Here is a 17,687-nt window from a genome sequence, read left to right on the forward strand (position 1 = left end):
CCCGTGGCCAACAGCACTTCAAGCCTTGACCAAGGGCAAGAACGCAACAGCGGGCGGGCACCCCCCGGATGCCCGCCCGCCGTACAGGTGTACGACCGTGACTACTCGGTCTTGACCTTGATGGAGCCGTCGATGATGCCTTCCTTGGCCTTCGCCACGGCCTCGGAGAGGCCGGCGATCTTCGCGAACTCCGGGTTGGACTCGGACAGGCCGACGCCGTTGACCTTCAGGTCGAAGGTCTGGGTGCCGGTCAGCGGCTTGCCGTCCTCGACGGACTTGGCGAGCGCGTAGACGGCGCCGCCGACGTCCTTCAGGGCGGAGGTCAGGATGTACTGCTTGTAGTTGGCGAGCGCGGCCTGCTTGTACTGGTCGGAGTCGACGCCGATCGCCCAGACCTTGGCCTTCGCGGCGGCCTCGATGACGCCCTGGCCGGACAGGCCGGCCGCCTGGTAGATGACGTCGGCCTTCTTCTCGATCTGGCCCTCTGCGGCGGCCTTGCCCTTGTCGGGGCTGGAGAAGCCGCCCTCCTCCGCGGTCTGCGTGAGGTACTGGGAGATGACCTTGACCTTGCCGCCGCTGGTGTCCTGGACACCCTGCTTGTAGCCGGCCTCGAACTTGTGGATCAGCGGGATGTCCACGCCGCCCACGAAGCCCACGGTGTTCGTCTTGGTGGCCTTGGCGGCCGCGACACCGGCCAGGTACGAGGCCTGCTCCTCGGCGAAGACGAGGGAGGCGACGTTCTCGCCCTCGACGACCGAGTCGACGATGCCGAAGGTGGTCTTCGGGTACTTCGTGGCCACGGCCTCCATCGCGGGGCCGTAGGCGAAGCCGACGCCGATCACCGGGTTGTAGCCCTGCTTGGCGAGGGACGCCAGGCGCTGCTCCTTGTCGGCGTCCGTCTCGCCCTCGGTGGGCTCGATGTCGGCGGTCTTGTAGCCGAACTCCTTCTGGGCCTTCTGCAGACCGGCGTACGCGGCGTCGTTGAAGGACTGGTCGCCCTTGCCGCCGATGTCGTACGCGATGGCGAGGCCCTTGGTGTCAGCGCTGCCGTCGCTGCTGCCGCCGCTGTCACTGCTGGTACCACCGCACGCCGTGGCGGCGAGCGCGATCGACGCGACCCCCACCGCGACACGGGTCAGTTTGGATATCCGACGCATCGTGAAGTCCCCATTCTCCAAGCCCCGCAGTGGGTGCTGAGTTCGGCGCACATTAACGCGCGTAGACACTCCTGGGAACGGGGTTTCGTCTTGCCGTTATCCATTCGTGCCGATGGCCGGTTACGCCCTTGTGAACCATCGGATCGAAAGGCACGCATGGGGCAACCGCACCGAGGGTGCCGTCACCGTGATGGCACTCAAGACCGTCAGCCATGGGGCCAGACTCCCCCCGCGCCAGGGGGGACGCAAGCGGAACGCAGCGGAGGGTTCTGGTTCACGCCGGGCAGGGCGCCGCCCCGGAAGGGGCGCGGGGCTGTATCGACATGCGGCTCCGTCGCGTGGGCGCGATCAGCTGCAAAGAACCCACAGCCGCCGCACAGCCCCGGCCCCCTACGGCGAGGGCGTTACGACTGACTCGCGGCGTCCAGAAGCGCCGCCGCGGTGAACAGCTCCACGCCCACCGTGATGGCGGACTCGTCCACGTCGAAGTCGCCCTGGTGCAGGTCCCGGCCGATGCGGTCGCCCGGGTGGCGGGTGCCGAGGCGGGCCATGGCGCCGTTGACGTGCTCCAGGTACCAGGAGAAGTCCTCGCCGCCGAGGCTCTGCTCGGTGCCCTCGACGGAGTCGGCGCCGAGCCGGGCGGTCATGGCGGCGCGCAGCAGTTCGGTGGCGTCCGGGTCGTTGACGACGGGCGGGACGCCACGGACGTAGTTGATCTCCGACTTGGCGCGGTGCAGGTTGGCGATCTCGTCGATGGCGGCGACGACGAGGTCGGGCGCCTGCCGCCAGGTGTCGAGGTTCAGGCAGCGCACGGTCCCGGAGAGCTCGGCACGCTGCGGGATGACGTTGGGCGCGTGGCCGGACTCGATGCGGCCCCAGGTCACGGAGAGGCCGCTGCGGGCGTCGGCGCGCCGGGCGACGATCGCGGGCACGTCGGTGACGACGCGGGCGGCGGCGGTGACCAGGTCGGTGGTCAGGTGGGGGCGGGCGGTGTGCCCGCCGGGGCCGTCCAGGGCGATTTCGAGCCGGTCGCAGGCGGATGTGATCGGGCCCTGGCGCAGGCCGATCTTCCCGGCGTCCACCTTGGGGTCGCAGTGCACGGCGAGGATCCGGCCGACGCCTTCGAGTCCCCCGCACTTGATCACGTCCAGGGCGCCGCCGGGGAGCACCTCCTCGGCGGGCTGGAAGAGCAGCCGGACGGGGCGGGGCAGCCGGCCCTGCTTGTGCAGCTCGGCGAGGACGAGGCCCGCGCCCAGCACGACGGTCGTGTGGACGTCGTGTCCGCAGGCGTGCGCGCGGTCCGGCACGGTGGAGCGGTACGGGCACTCACTCTTCGTGTCCGGGATGGGCAGGCCGTCGATGTCGGCGCGCAGGGCGAGCACGGGCCGCTCGCCGTCCTGCTTCCCGATCACCCCGATGTCGCAGACGAGGCCGGTTCCGGAGTCGAGCACGCGGGGCTGGAGGCCGGCCTTCTCCAGGCGGCCCTTGATCGCGGCGGTCGTACGGAACTCCTGGTTGCCGAGCTCCGGGTGCATGTGCAAGTCGCGCCGGAACGCGACGAGTTCCGCACGGAGCGCCTCCGGCAAGGTGCCGGGAAGCGCGGCTTCCCCGGTGTGATCGACCTCGGACTCTTGGGACATCAGTTGGTTCACCCTCTACAGGGTAGGACGCCGGGGCGGCCAACTCCCCCTCGATCAACAAAAGTTCAACCCCTCAGGGGAAGAAAATCCGGCCGCTCGACGCATGGGTGCGGATGGAGATGGGTAGGTAGTTCTTTTCTCTACGCATACCACGTCCCGCGCTTCCCCGGCGGTTCTGTCCACCGGACGGGATCGCGGTCGGGCAGAAGTCGGTCACACAGCGCAGTTATGCTGCACTCCGTGAGTGCCGAGAACCCGGATTTCATACGGGCCACCCGAAACTCGTACGACACGATCGCGGACGTCTACGCGGAGCGGTTCTCGGACTGGCTGGGCGTTCATCCGCTGGACAGAGCCCTGGTCGGCGGGTTCGCGGAGCTGGTGGCGACGCGGGGTGGCGGGCCGGTGGCCGACATCGGGTGCGGGCCTGGGCAGGTGAGCGCCGCGCTGGACGCGTTGGGGGTGCCCGTGTTCGGGGTGGATCTGTCACCCCGCATGGTGGAGCTGGCCCGGCGGGCCCATCCGGGGCTGCGGTTCCATGTGGGGTCGATGACGTCCCTGGGGCTGCCGAACGAGACGCTGGGCGGGATCGTCGCCCTCTACTCGGTCATCCACGTCCCGGACGATCACCTGCCGACGGTGTTCGCCGAGTTCCGCCGTGTCCTGGTGCCGGGGGGTCATGTCCTGCTGGCCTTCCAGGCCGGTGACGAGGACGGGTCCGGGCATCTGCACCTCGCCGAGCGCTTCGGTCACCCGATCGACCTCGACTACCACTGGCACACCCCGGACACGGTCGCCGGACGGCTGATCAAGGCGGGCCTCCGGCCGGTCACCCGGGTGCTGCGGGAACCCCAGGGCGAGGAGAAACGCGCTCGCGCCTTCCTCCTCGCACGCAAGGACGACTAGACCGCGCTGACCGCCGAAAGCCGGTGCACATCCCGCGCCGTCCCCGTGACCCCCGACAAGAACCCCTGCGCCCGAGGTGACGCGTTCTCCGTCAGCCATGCCGGGTCGATGTCGCAGACGGCGACGCGGACCTCCGTGCCGGACAGGGCCAGCGGCAACGTGTGCACGACGGTGGACGGGAAGCTGAGGATCGTGCGGCCGATGGGGCCGCGCCGGGCGATCAGCTCCAGCGGGAGGTCGGGGCGTACGACTTCCAGGGCCGTCTCCACCGCCAGCCGGTGCAGCTTCTCCGCGCTCTCCCTCCGGTGGGCGAAGTAGCGCGTGGCGCCGTGCGCCCTGGCCAGGGCGCGGACCGCCTCCAGGTAGCGGTCACCGTCCACGACCCCGGTCTCGACCAGCGAGGTGCCGACCATGTCCGCGCCCTTGGTGATGCGGGGCGGGCCGAAGCGGTCGCGGGTCCAGGCGAAGGTGTTGGCGGTGACCGTCACACCGTCCGGCGTCTCGTCCATGGGCATGGACGAGAAGATCTCGACCCTCCGGTGCTCACTGGGCGTCAGCCGCTTGCGGGCCGCGGACGACACCGGCGCGAACACCAGGTCCCGCGGGCCGGGGCGGCCGCCCTTGCGGTGCCAGCGCACCAGGCGTTCGCCGCGGGCGAGTTGGGCGACGAACTCCATCGTCGCCGTGCCGTCGTCGACGACGACCAGGTCGCGGGCCTTGGTGATGGTCAGCAGCAGCTGGACGTAGCGGGAGAAGGGGTCGCCCAGGACCACGCGGTCGGCACGGCGCAGCAGGCCCGCCAGGCCGCCGATCGTCTGGAACGGCGCCCCCGCCCCACCCCGCGCCTCTTCCCAGCGCACCTCGTGGCCGTCCTCGCGCGCCAGTTCCGCCATCCGGCGCAGCTGGCCGCGGGTCATGGGGTCGATCGGGGACAGGACGACGAGGGTGAGTCCCGCGCCGACGGTGTGCTGGTGGGCGTGCGCCCACTCCAGCACGTTCAGGAGCTGTACCGGGCTCTCGACGAAGGCGAGAGTGTGAGGGCCGGTGTTCCCGGCGCTGGGGCTCATCGAGGTACGACCGTCCCGTCGTAAGGCGCTCATGCGGCGCTCGTCTTCAGAAGTCGCTCGAACTGGCTCCGAGTCCGAGCGCTCGTACTGGGAGCACTCGGACCCGGATTCAGCAGGATCTGTCTCAGACCGACACCGGCTCGCCCGCCGCCGCGGCGATCTCCGCCTCGGCGACCACGCCGGCGACGCGGCGCAGCTTCTTCATCGGGCCGAGCTCGGAGTCGTAGACCTTCTTGACGCCGTCGCCGAGGGACGCCTCGATGGTGCGGATGTCGCGGACGAGGCGCGTCAGGCCCTGCGGCTCGACCGAGGCGGCCTGGTCGGAGCCCCACATCGCGCGGTCCAGGGTGATGTGGCGCTCGACGAAGACGGCGCCGAGGGCGACCGCGGCCAGCGTGGTCTGCAGGCCCGTCTCGTGGCCGGAGTAGCCGATCGGGACGTTCGGGAACTCCTTCTCCAGGGTGTTGATCGCGCGGAGGTTGAGCTCCTCGGCCTTCGCGGGGTACGTCGACGTCGCGTGGCACATGAGGATGTTGTCGGAGCCCAGGACCTCGACCGCGTGGCGGATCTGCTTCGGCGTCGACATGCCGGTGGAGAGGATGACGGCGCGGCCCGTGGCGCGCAGGGCGCGCAGCAGCTCGTCGTCGGTGAGGGAGGCCGAGGCCACCTTGTGGGCCGGGACGTCGAACTTCTCCAGGAAGGCGACGGCCTCGGTGTCCCACGGGGAGGCGAACCAGTCGATCCCCTTCTCCTTGCAGTACTCGTCGATCTGGCGGTACTCGTCCTCACCGAACTCCACGCGGTGGCGGTAGTCGATGTAGGTCATCCGGCCCCAGGGGGTGTCGCGCTCGATGTCCCACTGGTCGCGCGGGGTGCAGATCTCCGGGGTGCGCTTCTGGAACTTGACGGCGTCGCAGCCGGCCTCGGCGGCCACGTCGATGAGCTTGAAGGCGTTCTCCAGCTCACCGTTGTGGTTGATGCCGATCTCGCCGCAGATGTAGACGGGCCTGCCCGGGCCGACTTCGCGCGAACCGAAGGAGCGGAGGCGGGAGTTGGTGCTCATGGCGGAGATGTCCTTACTTGGTGAGGGAGTCGAGAGAGGGGCCGAGGATCCAGCTGGCGATCTCTCGGATGGCGCCGTCGCCACCGGGGGTGGCGGTGACCGCGCGTGCGGCGCCGCGCACGACGTCGTGGGCGCTCGCGACCGCCACGGGCCAGCCCACGAGGGCGAAGCACGGGAGGTCGTTGACGTCGTTGCCGACGTAGAGCACGCGCTCGGGCGCGATGCCCTGCTCCTCGCACCACTGCTTGAGTGCGAGGTCCTTCCGGTCGATGCCGTGCAGCACGGGGAGTTTCAGCTTCCGTGCCCGGGCGGCGACGACCGGGTTCTGCTCCGTGGAGAGGATCAGCATCTTCAGGCCGCTCTTGCGCAGGGCGGCGATGCCGAGGCCGTCTCCGCGGTGCACGGAGACGAACTCCTTTCCATCGGCATCGATCAGCACCCGGTCATCGGTCTGGGTGCCGTCGAAGTCCAGTACGACCGCGTCGATGTCGTCCGTGGTCGGGAGGGCGCCGGGCCGGTCCGCGTCGAACAGCGGTGCCAGCGCCCGGGCGCGGGCCAGGTCGTGGGGATCGTCGATCTCCAGGACCCGGGCGGGGTCGGTGCGCACCAGTTCGGTGCGGCCGAAGAAGCGGTGTTTGTGCCGGCGGAAGCCGCGCGCGTCCATCGCGTAGGCGGCGCCGGTCTCCAGGAAGTCCTGGGGGCGGTCCTGGCGGCGCGGGCGGAAGGACTTGTCGTGGTTGACGCCGTAGCCGCCGCCGGAGGTGCTGGTCGTGCGGGTCGTCACGGTGTCGGTGCCGGCCGCGGCGGCCTCGCGCTCGGCGCGCAGGGCGGCCGGCTCGTCGTCGCCGTGTCGCCACACGAAGCCGTGGAAGGGCGCGACGGTCAGGGCGGTGTCGGCGCCGTTGGCGACGATCGCCTTGACGACGCCGTCGAGGTCCTCGCGGACGATGAAGGGGCTGGTGCACTGCACGAGCAGGACCACGTCCACCGGGGAGCCGTGCAGCGCCTCGTGCGCGTCCATGGCGTGCAGCACGGCCGCCTCGGAGGTGGCGGTGTCGCCGGCGATGGCGGCGGGGCGCAGCACGACCTCGGCGCCGGCCTGACGGGCGGCCGCCGCGATGCCCTGGTCGTCGGTGGATACGACGACGTCCGTGACGAGTCTGGAGGCCCGGCACTCCCGCACGGCTCGCGAGACCAGCGGGACGCCGCCGACGGGGGCGAGGTTCTTCGCGGGCACGCCCTTGGAGCCGCCGCGGGCGGGGATCACGGCCAGCACGCGCGGCACCGAAGTGCCTTGCCCTGCTTCCGGGTTGGACATGGGTTCTGCTCCTTGACGTGGGGTCTGGCGGCTCACAGCTCGCCCATCCGCCGGATGACCGGCGCCACTCGCTGCACGCCGTGCCGGTAGGCACCGCGCGCCGCCCGGCGCACTATCTGGCGGACCGGGCCGGGCTCCTTGTCGTGGGCGGGGGCGCCGGGCAGCGGACTGCCGTCGGGGCCGAGGTGGTGGCGGGCGAGGATGCCGGGCAGATAGCCGGGCGCGCTGGCCGGCGTGTAGTACGGCGTGAGGGCGGGCATCGCGCCGGGCCGCTCCAGCAGCTTGGCGATGCGCTCGCGGGCCGTGTCGAAGGCGGTGGCGTAGGAGCCGTCGGCGCAGACGCCCTGCCGGGACACCCACTCCTCGTCGGGTGTGGGGCGGTGTCCGTCGTCGAGCTGGTCCCAGGAGGCGAGGCAGCCGGAGCCGACGAAGTGGTGGTTGCCGAGCGTCTCGCGCACGCCGAGGTCGGTGAGGACGACGGTGGGGACGCGGCGGTGCAGCGACTCCAGCGCCGCGGTGGAGCTGATGGTGACCAGCAGGTCGGTGCGGTCGAGGACCTCGCCCATGTTGCCGTACACCAGACGGAAGTTGGCCGGCGGTTCGAGCCGCTGCACCAGCTTCTGGTACGGCAGTTCCTCGATGTGCGTGGTGTGTTCGCCCGGCTTGGAGCGCAGCTTGAGCAGCACCTCGCGCTCGGGGTGCCTGCGGGCGTGCTGGATCAGGCGGTTCAGCAGGTACGTACGGTCCCTACGGCTGTCCGGCACCGAGGGCTGCGCGGCGAAGACGACCGTGTACGGGTCGTGCTCGCCGGCGTAGGGCTCGCCGCCGAGGAACGGCAGTGCCACCTCGGTCACCGCCGAGGCGTCGGCGCCGACCCCCTCGTACACCGCGCGGAACCGCTCGGCGTCCTGGCGGGAGTTGGCGAGGACGAGGTCCGCGCCGTGCCGCAGCAGCAGGCCGTCGGCGAGCTTCTCGTAGACGACGCCGACATAGCCGGTGACGACGACGGGCCGCTGCGCCTGCCCCTCCCAGACCCGCTTGAGTCCGTGCAGCACGGCCTGCACCCCGCCGCCCACGAGGGCGAGGACCAGGACGTCGTACGACTCCTGCGCCATGGTGCGCAGGAACTCGACCGCGGTCACCTCACGGAGGGAGTCGGCGTGGACGCCGACTTCCTGGAGCTGGCGGGGGGTGGGGGTGGCCCGGCCACGCAGGAGATATCCGTCCAAACGGATGTCCGAATTCTCCGGGGCGATACGGTTCGCGGTGAGCGCACCCCATTTCCACCGGGTATCGGAATCCGCGAGTACGGCAACTCGCCGGGTCTTCGTCGCACTTGCTGGCACGTCGAAGACGCTAGGAAGGGATTCCGAGGTTCTGCCCAACCCGAATGCAACAAACGGTTAACAGCACATCGACGAATGGCGAATCGGGTTCGGGAGCGGCCGGAAATAAGCCTGGTTCACGGCATCGCCACGCGTCGTTCACCTGACATCAAGCTCCGGGTAAAGACCGGTGACGGACCGCCCCCTAACGTCCTTCGCGTGGTCAAGCTCTCCGTCATCGTGCCGTTCTACAACGTGCAGCAATACGCACCAGACACCCTGAAGAGCCTGCGTGCGAACACACGCGAGGACTTCGAGTTCATCCTCGTCGACGACTGCTCGACCGACGGGACACCGGACCTGCTCGCGCGCGCGGAGCGTGAGCTGCCGGGCGCGGTGGTCGTCCGGCACGAGCAGAACGGAGGGCTGGCCACCGCGCGGAACACGGGCATCGACAGGGCGCGCGGCGAGTACCTGACGTTCCTGGACGGCGACGACTGGCTCGCCCCCGGCTACTTCCCGCAACTCCTCTCCGCGATCGAGGAGTTGGGCTGCGACTTCGTACGCACCGACCATGTGCAGTCGACCGGGCGGGCCCGCAGCATCCACCGGGTGCCGCACGGCCGGCGCTGGACGGTCATGAACCCGCGCGAGGCGATCCTGCCCGCCGACCGGTCGACGTCCGTGGACTACGCGTACGCGTGGGCGGGCATCTACCACCGCCGGCTGGTCGACCGCGGAATCCTGCAGTTCACCCACGGACTGCGCACCGCCGAGGACCGGCCGTGGATCTGGAAACTGCACCGGGAGGCGGAGTCCTTCGCCGCGGTGGGTCTGCTCGGCGTCCACTACCGGCGCGGAGTCGCCTCGTCGCTCACCCAGATCGGTGATGTCCGGCAGCTGGATTTCATTCGTGCGTTCGACCAGGTAATCGACGAAACCGCAGCTGACTCCGAGGCCGATAAACTGCTTCCGAAAGCCGTGCGCACCTATTGCGCGATCATGGCTCATCATCTCGGACAAATCGAGAGGTTCGAACCCGCCGTGGCTCGAAAACTGCGCTCGATGAGCGCCGCCGCCCTGAAAAGAATGCCGCAGGACGTGCTCGCGGAGGTCATGGACTCGATGGACGCCCAGCGCGCCGCCCGGCTGCGGCGGGTGCGCCGCCGCTCGATCGGGGCCCGGACGGTGGCCGCCTGATGCCACGCACCACCCAGATCTTCTGCGCCTCGACGCTGTACGGCGCCGCGACCCTGGCCGCCGCCCTGGACGCCGGGCTCTTCGAACCGGCGGACCGGCGGCTGCTGCTGGTCACCAACAACGCGACCAATCCCGAGATCAGCCCGTCCGTCGACGCGATGCCGGGCTTCGGCCTGCTGCGTGAGCGGTTCGACGAGGTGCTGTCCTGGAACGCGACCATCTCCCCGTTCCACCCGAGCGGCTGGTCGCCGCGCGCCGACGACATCCCCATGTGGGAGCGGTACGTACGGCTGCTGTGGGACCTCGGCGACGACGAGGTGCGGCTGGCCGTCGAGTCGGTCCAGGTCAATCCGGCGCTCGCGCTGTGCCAGCTGTTCACCGGCGCTCCCGTCGACGTCTACGCGGACGGCCTCATAAGCTACGGCCCCACGCGCGACAAGATCGATCCGCTGGTCGGCACCCGGATCGGCCGGCTGCTGTACCTCGATCTCGTCCCGGGCCTCACCCCGCTGCTGCTCACCGAGTTCGGCGTCCCGCCCGAACTGGTGCCGTCCGAGGCGTTCCTGAAGGTGCTCGGCGAACTCGCCGCGGACCAGGACGACCTGGCCGACGGCCTTCCCTCCTCCGCCACCGACGGAGAACCGGCCCTGCTGCTCGGCCAGTACCTCTCCGCCCTGGGCATCCTCAGCGACGCCGAGGAGGAGGACCTGCACCGGCAGATGGTGCGCGGCGCCGTCGCGCTGGGCCACCGCAGGCTCGTGTTCAAGCCGCATCCCGTCGCACCGGCCCGCTGGTCGCGGCTGCTGGAGGACGAGGCGGAGAAGCTGGGCGCCGAACTCACCCTGCTGGACCGGCCCGTCCTCGCCGAGGTCGCCTTCCAGCGGCTGAAGCCCGCACTCGTCGTCGGCTGCTTCTCCACCGCGCTGCTCACCGCCGCCGGTCTGTACGGCCTGCCGGTCGCGCGGGTCGGCACCGACACCGTGCTGGCCCGGCTCGCGCCCTACCAGAACAGCAACCGCGTACCGCTGACCATCGTCGACGCCCTGCTCCCCGACATCGCGGACGGCTCCGCGGTGAACAACTGGGCGATGCCGCCGCGCGAACGGGTGGCGGAACTGTCCGCGCTGCTCAGGGCGGTCGGCTTCGCGATGCAGCCGAAGATCTACCCCGGACTGCGCGGCGCGGCCGAGACCTACCTCTCCCGGCACCTCAACCCGCACACCTGGCGCTACTTCAAGCGCAAGCGCCTGACCTCGCTGGCCCTGCCGGGCGCCGTACCCGCCCAGCTCTCCTTCATCCCGCGCAACGCGACCGTACGCCGACTGGCGCGCCGGGCACGGGCGCTGCGGGGCTCGGCGGTGAAGCGGTAGCGGTGGGCCGTTCATCGGAGTGACATCTTCGAGCTCCCCGTGCGTCAACTGTCACTCACCTTTCACCCGTCGCAGGTACATAGGTTCGCTTCGTCCCACGACTCCCATGAGAAGGGCCCCAGGATGAGCGCGGCTGACCAGGCCACGGCACCGCACATACGGCTGCCCCTGTCCGACCGGCCTCCCGTCCGGCCCCGGGCGGCGAGCCGGCTGCGGGCCCTGGACGGTCTGCGGCTGATGGCCGCGCTGATGGTGTGCATGTACCACTTCACCGGCAAGAACGGCGAGGTCGCCACCTCTTGGCACCAGTCCCCCGGCGTCATGTTCCCGACGCTGTCGCAGCTGTCCACCTACGGCAGCCTGGGTGTGCAGTTCTTCTTCGTCATCAGCGGCTTCGTGATCTGCATGAGCAGCTGGGGCCGCAGCCTCGGCGACTTCTTCCGCTCCCGGATCTCCCGCCTGTACCCGGCGTACTGGGTGGCCATCGTCATGGTCACCGGCGCCGCGGTGCTGCTGCCGGTCGTCGTCCACCCGGTCCGGCCCGACGAGCTCCTGGTCAACCTGACGATGATGCAGCAGCCGCTGGGCGTGCCGCGGGTGCTGGGCGTGTGCTGGACGCTGTGGGTGGAGCTGAAGTTCTACGTCCTCTTCGCGCTGTTCGTGATCTGGAAGGGCGTCACCTACAAACGGGTCGTCACCTTCTGCATCCTGTGGACGCTGGCCGGTGCCTTCGCCCGGGTCGCCGACAACCCGCTGACCGACGAGCTGGTGATGCGCGACCACGCCCCGTTCTTCATCGGCGGCCTCGCGCTGTACCTGATCCACCGCTTCGGCAGCGACATGCTGCTGTGGGGGATCGTCGGCATGTCCTTCCTGCTGGGCCAGCGCTACTCGGTCACGGCCCTGTGGCACCCGGGCGAGCAGGGCGACTTCCACCGCGATCCGCTGGTCATCCAGGCCATCGTCTTCTGCGCCTTCGCCGCGGTGGCCGTGGTGGCCCTGGGCTGGACGCACTGGGCCAACTGGCGCTGGCTGACGGTGGCCGGGGCGCTGACGTACCCCTTCTATCTGATCCACGAGCACCTGGGCTGGTTCTTCATCCGGGTGCTGCACCGGGGCCTGGGGCTCGGCTCCTACCCGACGCTGGCGCTGTCCGTGCTGAGCCTGCTGGGGCTGGCCTGGCTGATGCACCGGTTCGTGGAGAAGCCGTTCGGGCCGAAGCTGAAGAAGGCCTTGCCGACCGTACGGTTCTGAAGCCGGAGAGCGAGTTGGGGCGCCCCGTGACGGGAGCGCCCCAACTCGCTCTGTGCTGACGTGCGCTACTTCCGCGTCGTCTGCCGCAGTTGCCGCACGGCCTTCCGTACCGCCGGATGCCGGCGCAGCGCCTCCGCCCGTACCGGGCTGCCGCCGGGGAGGCGGAGGCTGGTGAGGCGGCGGCGCTTGAAGTAGCCCTGGTGCGCGGCCAGGTTGGCGGCAAGCCAGGCGGTGACCTCGTCGCGCAGGGCGTGGTGCTTGCGGGACTGCATGCAGTAGCCGACGCTGCGCACCAGTGGGGCCAGGCCCTCGGCCATACCGGCGAGTTCGAGCTGGGAGCCGAGTTCGGCGTGCTCGGCGTCGGGCAGGGCCGCGTCGATGATGGTCAGCGGGATGCGGTTGCTGTTCTCGTACGGCGTGATGCGTTCGAGGAGCAGGTCCGTGCCGACCCGGGCGACCGGGATGCCGTAGAAGGCGGCGGCGGTCATCAGCGCGGTCGAGAAGCAGCCGATGACGAGCTTGGGCTTCAGGAAGGCGAAGACGGTCTCGGCGAGGACGGGCTCGTTCAGGACCGTGAGCCGGACGCCGAGTTCGTCGGCGACCGCTTCCAGGGACTCGTTGAAGACGGCGGGCGCGCTCGGGTGCGGCTTGAACAGCACGTCCTGGTGACCGGCCCGGGCGGCGGCGCGCAGCATGCGGATGTGCAGCTGCTCCTCCTCGTCCTGGGTGATCAGGTCGATGGCCGAGAGGTACTGGCCGAGGAGGACGGCCGTGGGCGGGTTGTCGGCCGGGAGGCGCTCGGCGAGGAGGCCGGCGCCGGACTCGCCGATCTGGGCGAGGACGTCGACGATCGTCTCGTTCGGGACGGCCTCGGGCGGCACGCCGTACTCGGCGAGGAGCATGGGCTCCAGACCCGGCACCAGGTCCAGGTGCAGGACGCGCTTGATGCGGCTGCTCATGCCGTGCGGGATGCGGTTGCGGGTGGGGCCGTAGCTCATCAGGCCGTCCGCGTACACATGGATGGGGCTGTCCGCGAAGATGTCGGCGACCGCGCGGGAGGGGTTGGCCTGGATCGACTCGCAGGCGATCTCGACGGGTTCGTCGCCCAGGTTCCAGGCGAGGCGTACGGCCTTCTCCCACAGCAGGGTGTCCTGGCCGCGCGGCGACCAGCCGGCCGGGTGGTGCGGGGAGATGAACTCGTTCCAGGAGCGCACCTCGTCGAACTCGGGGCGCAGCTTCTCGAAGCCGGCCATCTTGTCCAGCGGGGTGCCGACCTCGGGGACGGCGGCGGTGTTGCTGACGACGAGGATGCGGCGGACGCCCTCGCGCGGGCCGAACTGTCCGGCCCGTATGGCGGCGGTGACGGTCGCGGCCGCGTACTGCGTGGCCGAGAAGAAGATCTGGATCATGCCGCCACTCCCTTCATGCCGCCCCGTATCCGGCGCAGCATGTACACGCGCTCCTCGCCCATCCCGACGAGGGCCTCTTCCAGTTCGTCCTCCGACATCCTGCCCAGCGCCTCGGCGGCCATCTGCTTCAGCCGGGCGGCGATGCTGCGTTCGAACCGGCCCCGGCCGATCAGCTGGTGGGCGATGACGACGCAGTAGTTGCGCAGCGCCTTCTTGCGCAGCCTGCCCACCTCGGGGTCGTCGGCGAGCTCGGCGAGGACGAGGTCGAAGGAGCGGAAGAAGTCCAGCTGGCGGACGTCACCGATCTGGGTGAGCGAACTGGCCACGCCCCGGCGGTAGAAGACGCCGCGCAGGCTGGCCACGGCGTAGGAGTCGGCCCTGCGGTGCAGGTCCCAGATCCAGGGTCGGTCCTCGGCGGTCTTCAGTCCGTCGTGGAAGCGGAGCATCCCCTTGTCGAGGAGGCGGCGGTGGTAGACGCCGGCCCAGGCGTAGGGGTAGTCGACCATGGTGGTGTCGTCGACCGGGAGGATCGAGGTGCGCGGGTCCAGCGGAGTGTGACGGCGGCCCTCGGGCGCCCGGTGGACGGTGCGTTCGATGCCCGTCACCTGGACGTGGTCGGTGCGCACGAAATCGACGTCGAACTTCTCGATGGCGTCGACGAGATCCGCGAGATAGCCCGGCGCCAGCCAGTCGTCGCCGTCGAGGAAGGTGAGGTAGCGGCCCTCCGAGGCGTCGATGCCGGTGTTGCGCGCGGTGGCCAGTCCGCCGTTCTGCTCGTGCCGTATCACCCGGCTGTTCCTGAGTCTCTTCGTCAGCGTCAGCAGCGCTTCGTACGTCTTGTCCTTCGTGGACCTGTCCTCGACGAAGATGAACTCGAAGTCGTCCCGTGCGTTGTTGACCAGGCTGGTCACGGTCTCGGGGACGTACGACTCGATGTTGTAGCAGGGGACGATCACGGACAGGGCGGGTTGGTTGGCCACGTGTGCACACCTGGATTCTCAGCGGGAAATCTCCGAGATCCTAGGAACGGACGGGCTGCCTGAACACGACACCTCACCGACCTCCAGGTGAACTCGGCATGACATCACCATGCCGGGGCCCAGCCGGCCCGGTGGCGCGCCTCGATCCCGGCGATCACCAGGGCCAGCCCCTCCTCGAAGTGCCGTCCGTAGTCGGCGACGTCGTAGCCCTCGCGGCGCTCGCCGGGCAGCGGCTCGACGCCCTGTTCCTCCGTGACGAAACGAGGAGCGGTCGGTCCCTCAGAACGCGTCCGACGGCACGTAGGTCCCCCAGACCTCCCGAAGGGCGTTGCACACCTCCCCCACCGTCGCCCGGGACCGCAACGCCTCCTTCATCGGGTACAGCACGTTGCCCTCCCCCTCGGCCGCCTTCTTCAGCGCCGCCAGCGCCGAGTCCACCGCCCCCTGGTCCCGCTCCGCCCGCAGCTTCGCCAGCCGCTCCGCCTGCTGGGCCTCGATGGCCGGGTCCACGCGGAGCGGCTCGTACGGCTCCTCCTCCTGCAGTCGGAAGCGGTTGACGCCGACGACGACCCGTTCGCCGGCGTCCGTCTCCTGGGCGATCCGGTAGGCGCTGCGCTCGATCTCGCTCTTCTGGAAGCCCTGCTCGATGGCCGCCACCGCCCCGCCGAGGTCCTCGACCTTCCGCATGAGCTCCAGCGCGGCCGCCTCCACGTCGTCCGTCATCCTCTCGACGACGTACGAGCCCGCGAAGGGGTCGACCGTCGCGGTCACGTCCGTCTCGTACGCGAGGACCTGCTGGGTCCGCAGGGCGAGGCGCGCGCTCTTGTCCGTCGGCAGCGCGATGGCCTCGTCGAAGGAGTTGGTGTGCAGGGACTGGGTGCCGCCGAGGACCGCGGCGAGGCCCTGGATCGCGACCCGGACCAGGTTCACCTCGGGCTGCTGGGCCGTCAGCTGTACGCCGGCCGTCTGGGTGTGGAAGCGCAGCATCAGCGACTTGGGGTTCTGCGCGCCGAACTCCTCCCGCATCACCCGGGCCCAGATGCGGCGGGCGGCGCGGAACTTGGCGACCTCCTCCAGGATCGTCGTACGGGCGACGAAGAAGAAGGAGAGGCGGGGCGCGAAGTCGTCCACGTCCATGCCGGCCGCGACCGCCGTACGGACGTACTCGATGCCGTCGGCGAGGGTGAAGGCGATCTCCTGCGCGGGGGAGGCGCCCGCCTCGGCCATGTGGTAGCCGGAGATCGAGATGGTGTTCCACTTCGGGATCTCGGCCCGGCAGTACTTGAAGATGTCGGCGGTGAGGCGGAGGGAGGGCTTGGGCGGGAAGATGTACGTGCCGCGCGCGACGTACTCCTTCAGCACGTCGTTCTGGATCGTGCCGGTGAGCCGGTCGGCGCCGACTCCCTGCTCCTCCGCCACCAGTTGGTACAGCAGGAGCAGCAGTGCGGCCGGGGCGTTGATCGTCATCGACGTCGACACCTGGTCCAGCGGGATCCCGCCGAACAGCACCCGCATGTCGTCGATCGAGTCGATGGCCACGCCCACCTTGCCGACCTCGCCGTGCGCGATCGGCGCGTCGGAGTCGTGGCCCATCTGGGTGGGCAGGTCGAAGGCGACGGACAGGCCCGTGGTGCCGTGGGCGATCAGATCGCGGTAGCGGGCGTTGGACTCCGTGGCCGTGCCGAAGCCGGCGTACTGGCGCATCGTCCAGGGGCGGCCGGTGTACATGGACGGGTAGACGCCGCGGGTGAAGGGGTAGGCGCCCGGCTCACCCAGCTTCTCGGCCGGGTCCCAGCCGTCCAGCGCGTCCGGCCCGTAGACCGGCTCGATGGGCAGTCCGGACTCCGACTCACGCGCCATGGTGTTCCTCCGTGTCCCGTTTCACTTCTGTCTCCAACCATGCCGCGTAGTTCGCAACCGGTCACGCGCGGGGAACATCTCAGGTGACATCAGGGCCGCCGGGGGGCGGCCGCGGTGAGACGCCGGGGGTCGGGATGCGTACCAGGGGCATGGGGAGATCTACCGCCGTACTCGCGGCGGGCGCCGCGCTCGCCGTCCTGTGCGGCTGTACGGTGCAGGCGTCCGGGGACGACCGGCACTCGCCGGTGCGCATAGAGCTGCCGAGCGGCACGCCGTCCGCGAAGTCCGCGCCGCCCGAGAACGACGGCGGCGACGACGGCCACGACGGCGACGGCCACGACGGCGACGGCGACGACAAGCCGGGCGGGACGCCCACGACCGCGCCCGCGGCGCCCGCCCCCGTGCTGTGGTCGCGGGGCGACGAGGGCCGTGACATACGTGAGCTCCAGGCCCGGCTGCGGCAGATCGCCTGGCTCTTCGACGGGCCGACCGGGACCTACGACGATCTGACCGAGCAGGCGGTCCGGGGCTTCCAGGGCAAGCGCGGGCTGCCGAGAACGGGGAAGACCGACGAGGTCACCTGGGAGCGGCTGCTGAAGATGACCCGCGAACCCGGCAAGTGGGATCTGTACCTGATGGGCGGCCAGCCGGCCGACGCGCCGGACGCGCGGTGTCTGACCGGCCGGGTGCTGTGCATCAGCAAGTCGAGCCGGACCCTGCGCTGGATGATCGACGGGCGGACCGTTCAGACCGTGCCGGTGCGGTTCGGGTCGCAGTACACACCGACCCGGGAAGGTGTGTTCAGCGTCTACTGGAAGTCCCGGCACCATGTGTCGACGCTCTATGACTCACCCATGCCGTACGCCATGTTCTTCAGCGGTGGCCAGGCGGTGCACTACTCGTCCGACTTCGCGGCGACCGGTTACGCCGGTGCCTCGCACGGCTGCGTCAACGTACGGGACGAGCGGGCGATCTCGGAGATGTTCGCCCAGGTGCGGACCGGCGACAAGGTCGTCGTGCACTGGTGAGGCGCGGGGCGCCGAGTGAGAGGTGGGTGTGGGGCGCGGGCGGGACCGGGGGAACGTGTCCCCCCCCCCCCCACGCACAAACCCCCAACGCAGGGGGAACCCCCGCTCTT

Annotated in this window: 14 protein-coding genes and 1 pseudogene; 5 read left to right on the plus strand and 10 right to left on the minus strand. The window is 70.2% G+C overall.

The window, feature by feature from the left end:
- Positions 1-101: 101 nt before the first annotated feature.
- Both ACZ4UU_RS19785 and ACZ4UU_RS19790 read right to left on the minus strand, forming a co-directional pair.
- Positions 102-1,157, minus strand: a complete 1,056-nt coding sequence (locus ACZ4UU_RS19785; protein WP_468041361.1) for a BMP family lipoprotein — start codon at positions 1,155-1,157, stop codon at positions 102-104.
- 404 nt (positions 1,158-1,561) lie between these two features.
- Entirely contained in the window at positions 1,562-2,797 is a 1,236-nt protein-coding gene (locus ACZ4UU_RS19790) for a M20 family metallopeptidase (RefSeq protein ID WP_468041362.1), read from the minus strand.
- Between the two features lie 240 nt (positions 2,798-3,037).
- Here ACZ4UU_RS19790 and ACZ4UU_RS19795 point away from each other — a divergent pair, with 240 nt between their 5' ends.
- A complete protein-coding gene (locus ACZ4UU_RS19795) occupies positions 3,038-3,703 on the plus strand; it encodes a class I SAM-dependent DNA methyltransferase (protein WP_468041364.1) in 666 nt (221 codons plus the stop codon).
- Here the strand turns inward: ACZ4UU_RS19795 and ACZ4UU_RS19800 are convergent.
- The 4 genes from ACZ4UU_RS19800 to ACZ4UU_RS19815 form a co-directional block, all read right to left on the minus strand.
- Positions 3,700-4,770 carry a hypothetical protein gene (locus tag ACZ4UU_RS19800; protein WP_471905081.1) on the minus strand — a complete coding sequence of 357 codons (1,071 nt, stop codon included), beginning with the start codon at positions 4,768-4,770 and terminating at the stop codon, positions 3,700-3,702. The genes ACZ4UU_RS19795 and ACZ4UU_RS19800 overlap by 4 nt on opposite strands.
- Positions 4,771-4,894: 124 nt before the next feature.
- Positions 4,895-5,833 carry an N-acetylneuraminate synthase family protein gene (locus ACZ4UU_RS19805; protein ID WP_468041365.1) on the minus strand — a complete coding sequence of 313 codons (939 nt, stop codon included), beginning with the start codon at positions 5,831-5,833 and terminating at the stop codon, positions 4,895-4,897.
- Between the two features lie 13 nt (positions 5,834-5,846).
- Complete coding sequence (locus tag ACZ4UU_RS19810; RefSeq protein WP_468041367.1) at positions 5,847-7,151, minus strand: cytidylyltransferase domain-containing protein; 1,305 nt, start codon at positions 7,149-7,151, stop codon at positions 5,847-5,849.
- Positions 7,152-7,183: 32 nt separating this feature from the next.
- Positions 7,184-8,497: a DUF6716 putative glycosyltransferase gene (locus tag ACZ4UU_RS19815; protein WP_468041368.1), complete on the minus strand. Its 1,314-nt coding sequence runs from the start codon at positions 8,495-8,497 to the stop codon at positions 7,184-7,186.
- Between the two features lie 198 nt (positions 8,498-8,695).
- On the opposite strand from ACZ4UU_RS19815, the gene ACZ4UU_RS19820 reads away from it, so the two are divergent.
- The 3 genes from ACZ4UU_RS19820 to ACZ4UU_RS19830 all read left to right on the plus strand — a co-directional run bounded on the left by ACZ4UU_RS19820 (position 8,696) and on the right by ACZ4UU_RS19830 (position 12,300).
- Positions 8,696-9,676 carry a glycosyltransferase family 2 protein gene (locus tag ACZ4UU_RS19820; protein WP_468041369.1) on the plus strand — a complete coding sequence of 327 codons (981 nt, stop codon included), beginning with the start codon at positions 8,696-8,698 and terminating at the stop codon, positions 9,674-9,676.
- Positions 9,676-11,046, plus strand: a complete 1,371-nt coding sequence (locus ACZ4UU_RS19825; protein ID WP_468041371.1) for a polysialyltransferase family glycosyltransferase — start codon at positions 9,676-9,678, stop codon at positions 11,044-11,046. Before ACZ4UU_RS19820 ends, ACZ4UU_RS19825 begins: the two co-directional genes overlap by 1 nt.
- Before the next feature lie 123 nt (positions 11,047-11,169).
- Positions 11,170-12,300: an acyltransferase family protein gene (locus ACZ4UU_RS19830; RefSeq protein WP_471904708.1), complete on the plus strand. Its 1,131-nt coding sequence runs from the start codon at positions 11,170-11,172 to the stop codon at positions 12,298-12,300.
- 65 nt (positions 12,301-12,365) lie between these two features.
- Here the strand turns inward: ACZ4UU_RS19830 and ACZ4UU_RS19835 are convergent, their stop codons facing one another.
- The 4 genes and pseudogenes from ACZ4UU_RS19835 to ACZ4UU_RS19850 form a co-directional block, all read right to left on the minus strand.
- Positions 12,366-13,709, minus strand: coding sequence for an alpha-2,8-polysialyltransferase family protein (locus ACZ4UU_RS19835; RefSeq protein WP_471904709.1), 1,344 nt, complete (start codon positions 13,707-13,709; stop codon positions 12,366-12,368).
- On the minus strand, positions 13,706-14,689 hold the full coding sequence (locus tag ACZ4UU_RS19840) for a glycosyltransferase family 2 protein (RefSeq protein ID WP_471904710.1): 984 nt from the start codon (positions 14,687-14,689) through the stop codon (positions 13,706-13,708). Before ACZ4UU_RS19840 ends, ACZ4UU_RS19835 begins: the two co-directional genes overlap by 4 nt.
- 104 nt (positions 14,690-14,793) lie before the next feature.
- Positions 14,794-14,949: pseudogene (locus tag ACZ4UU_RS19845) on the minus strand (TetR/AcrR family transcriptional regulator C-terminal domain-containing protein); the annotation flags it as partial.
- A 19-nt stretch (positions 14,950-14,968) separates the two neighbouring features.
- On the minus strand, positions 14,969-16,549 hold the full coding sequence (locus tag ACZ4UU_RS19850; RefSeq protein WP_471904711.1) for an acyl-CoA mutase large subunit family protein: 1,581 nt from the start codon (positions 16,547-16,549) through the stop codon (positions 14,969-14,971).
- Between the two features lie 149 nt (positions 16,550-16,698).
- Between ACZ4UU_RS19850 and ACZ4UU_RS19855 the strand changes: the two genes are divergently transcribed.
- Entirely contained in the window at positions 16,699-17,577 is an 879-nt protein-coding gene (locus ACZ4UU_RS19855) for a L,D-transpeptidase family protein (RefSeq protein ID WP_471904712.1), read from the plus strand.
- Positions 17,578-17,687 lie beyond the last annotated feature (110 nt).

The sequence above is a fragment of the Streptomyces sp. NPDC028907 genome, assembly GCF_055564995.1.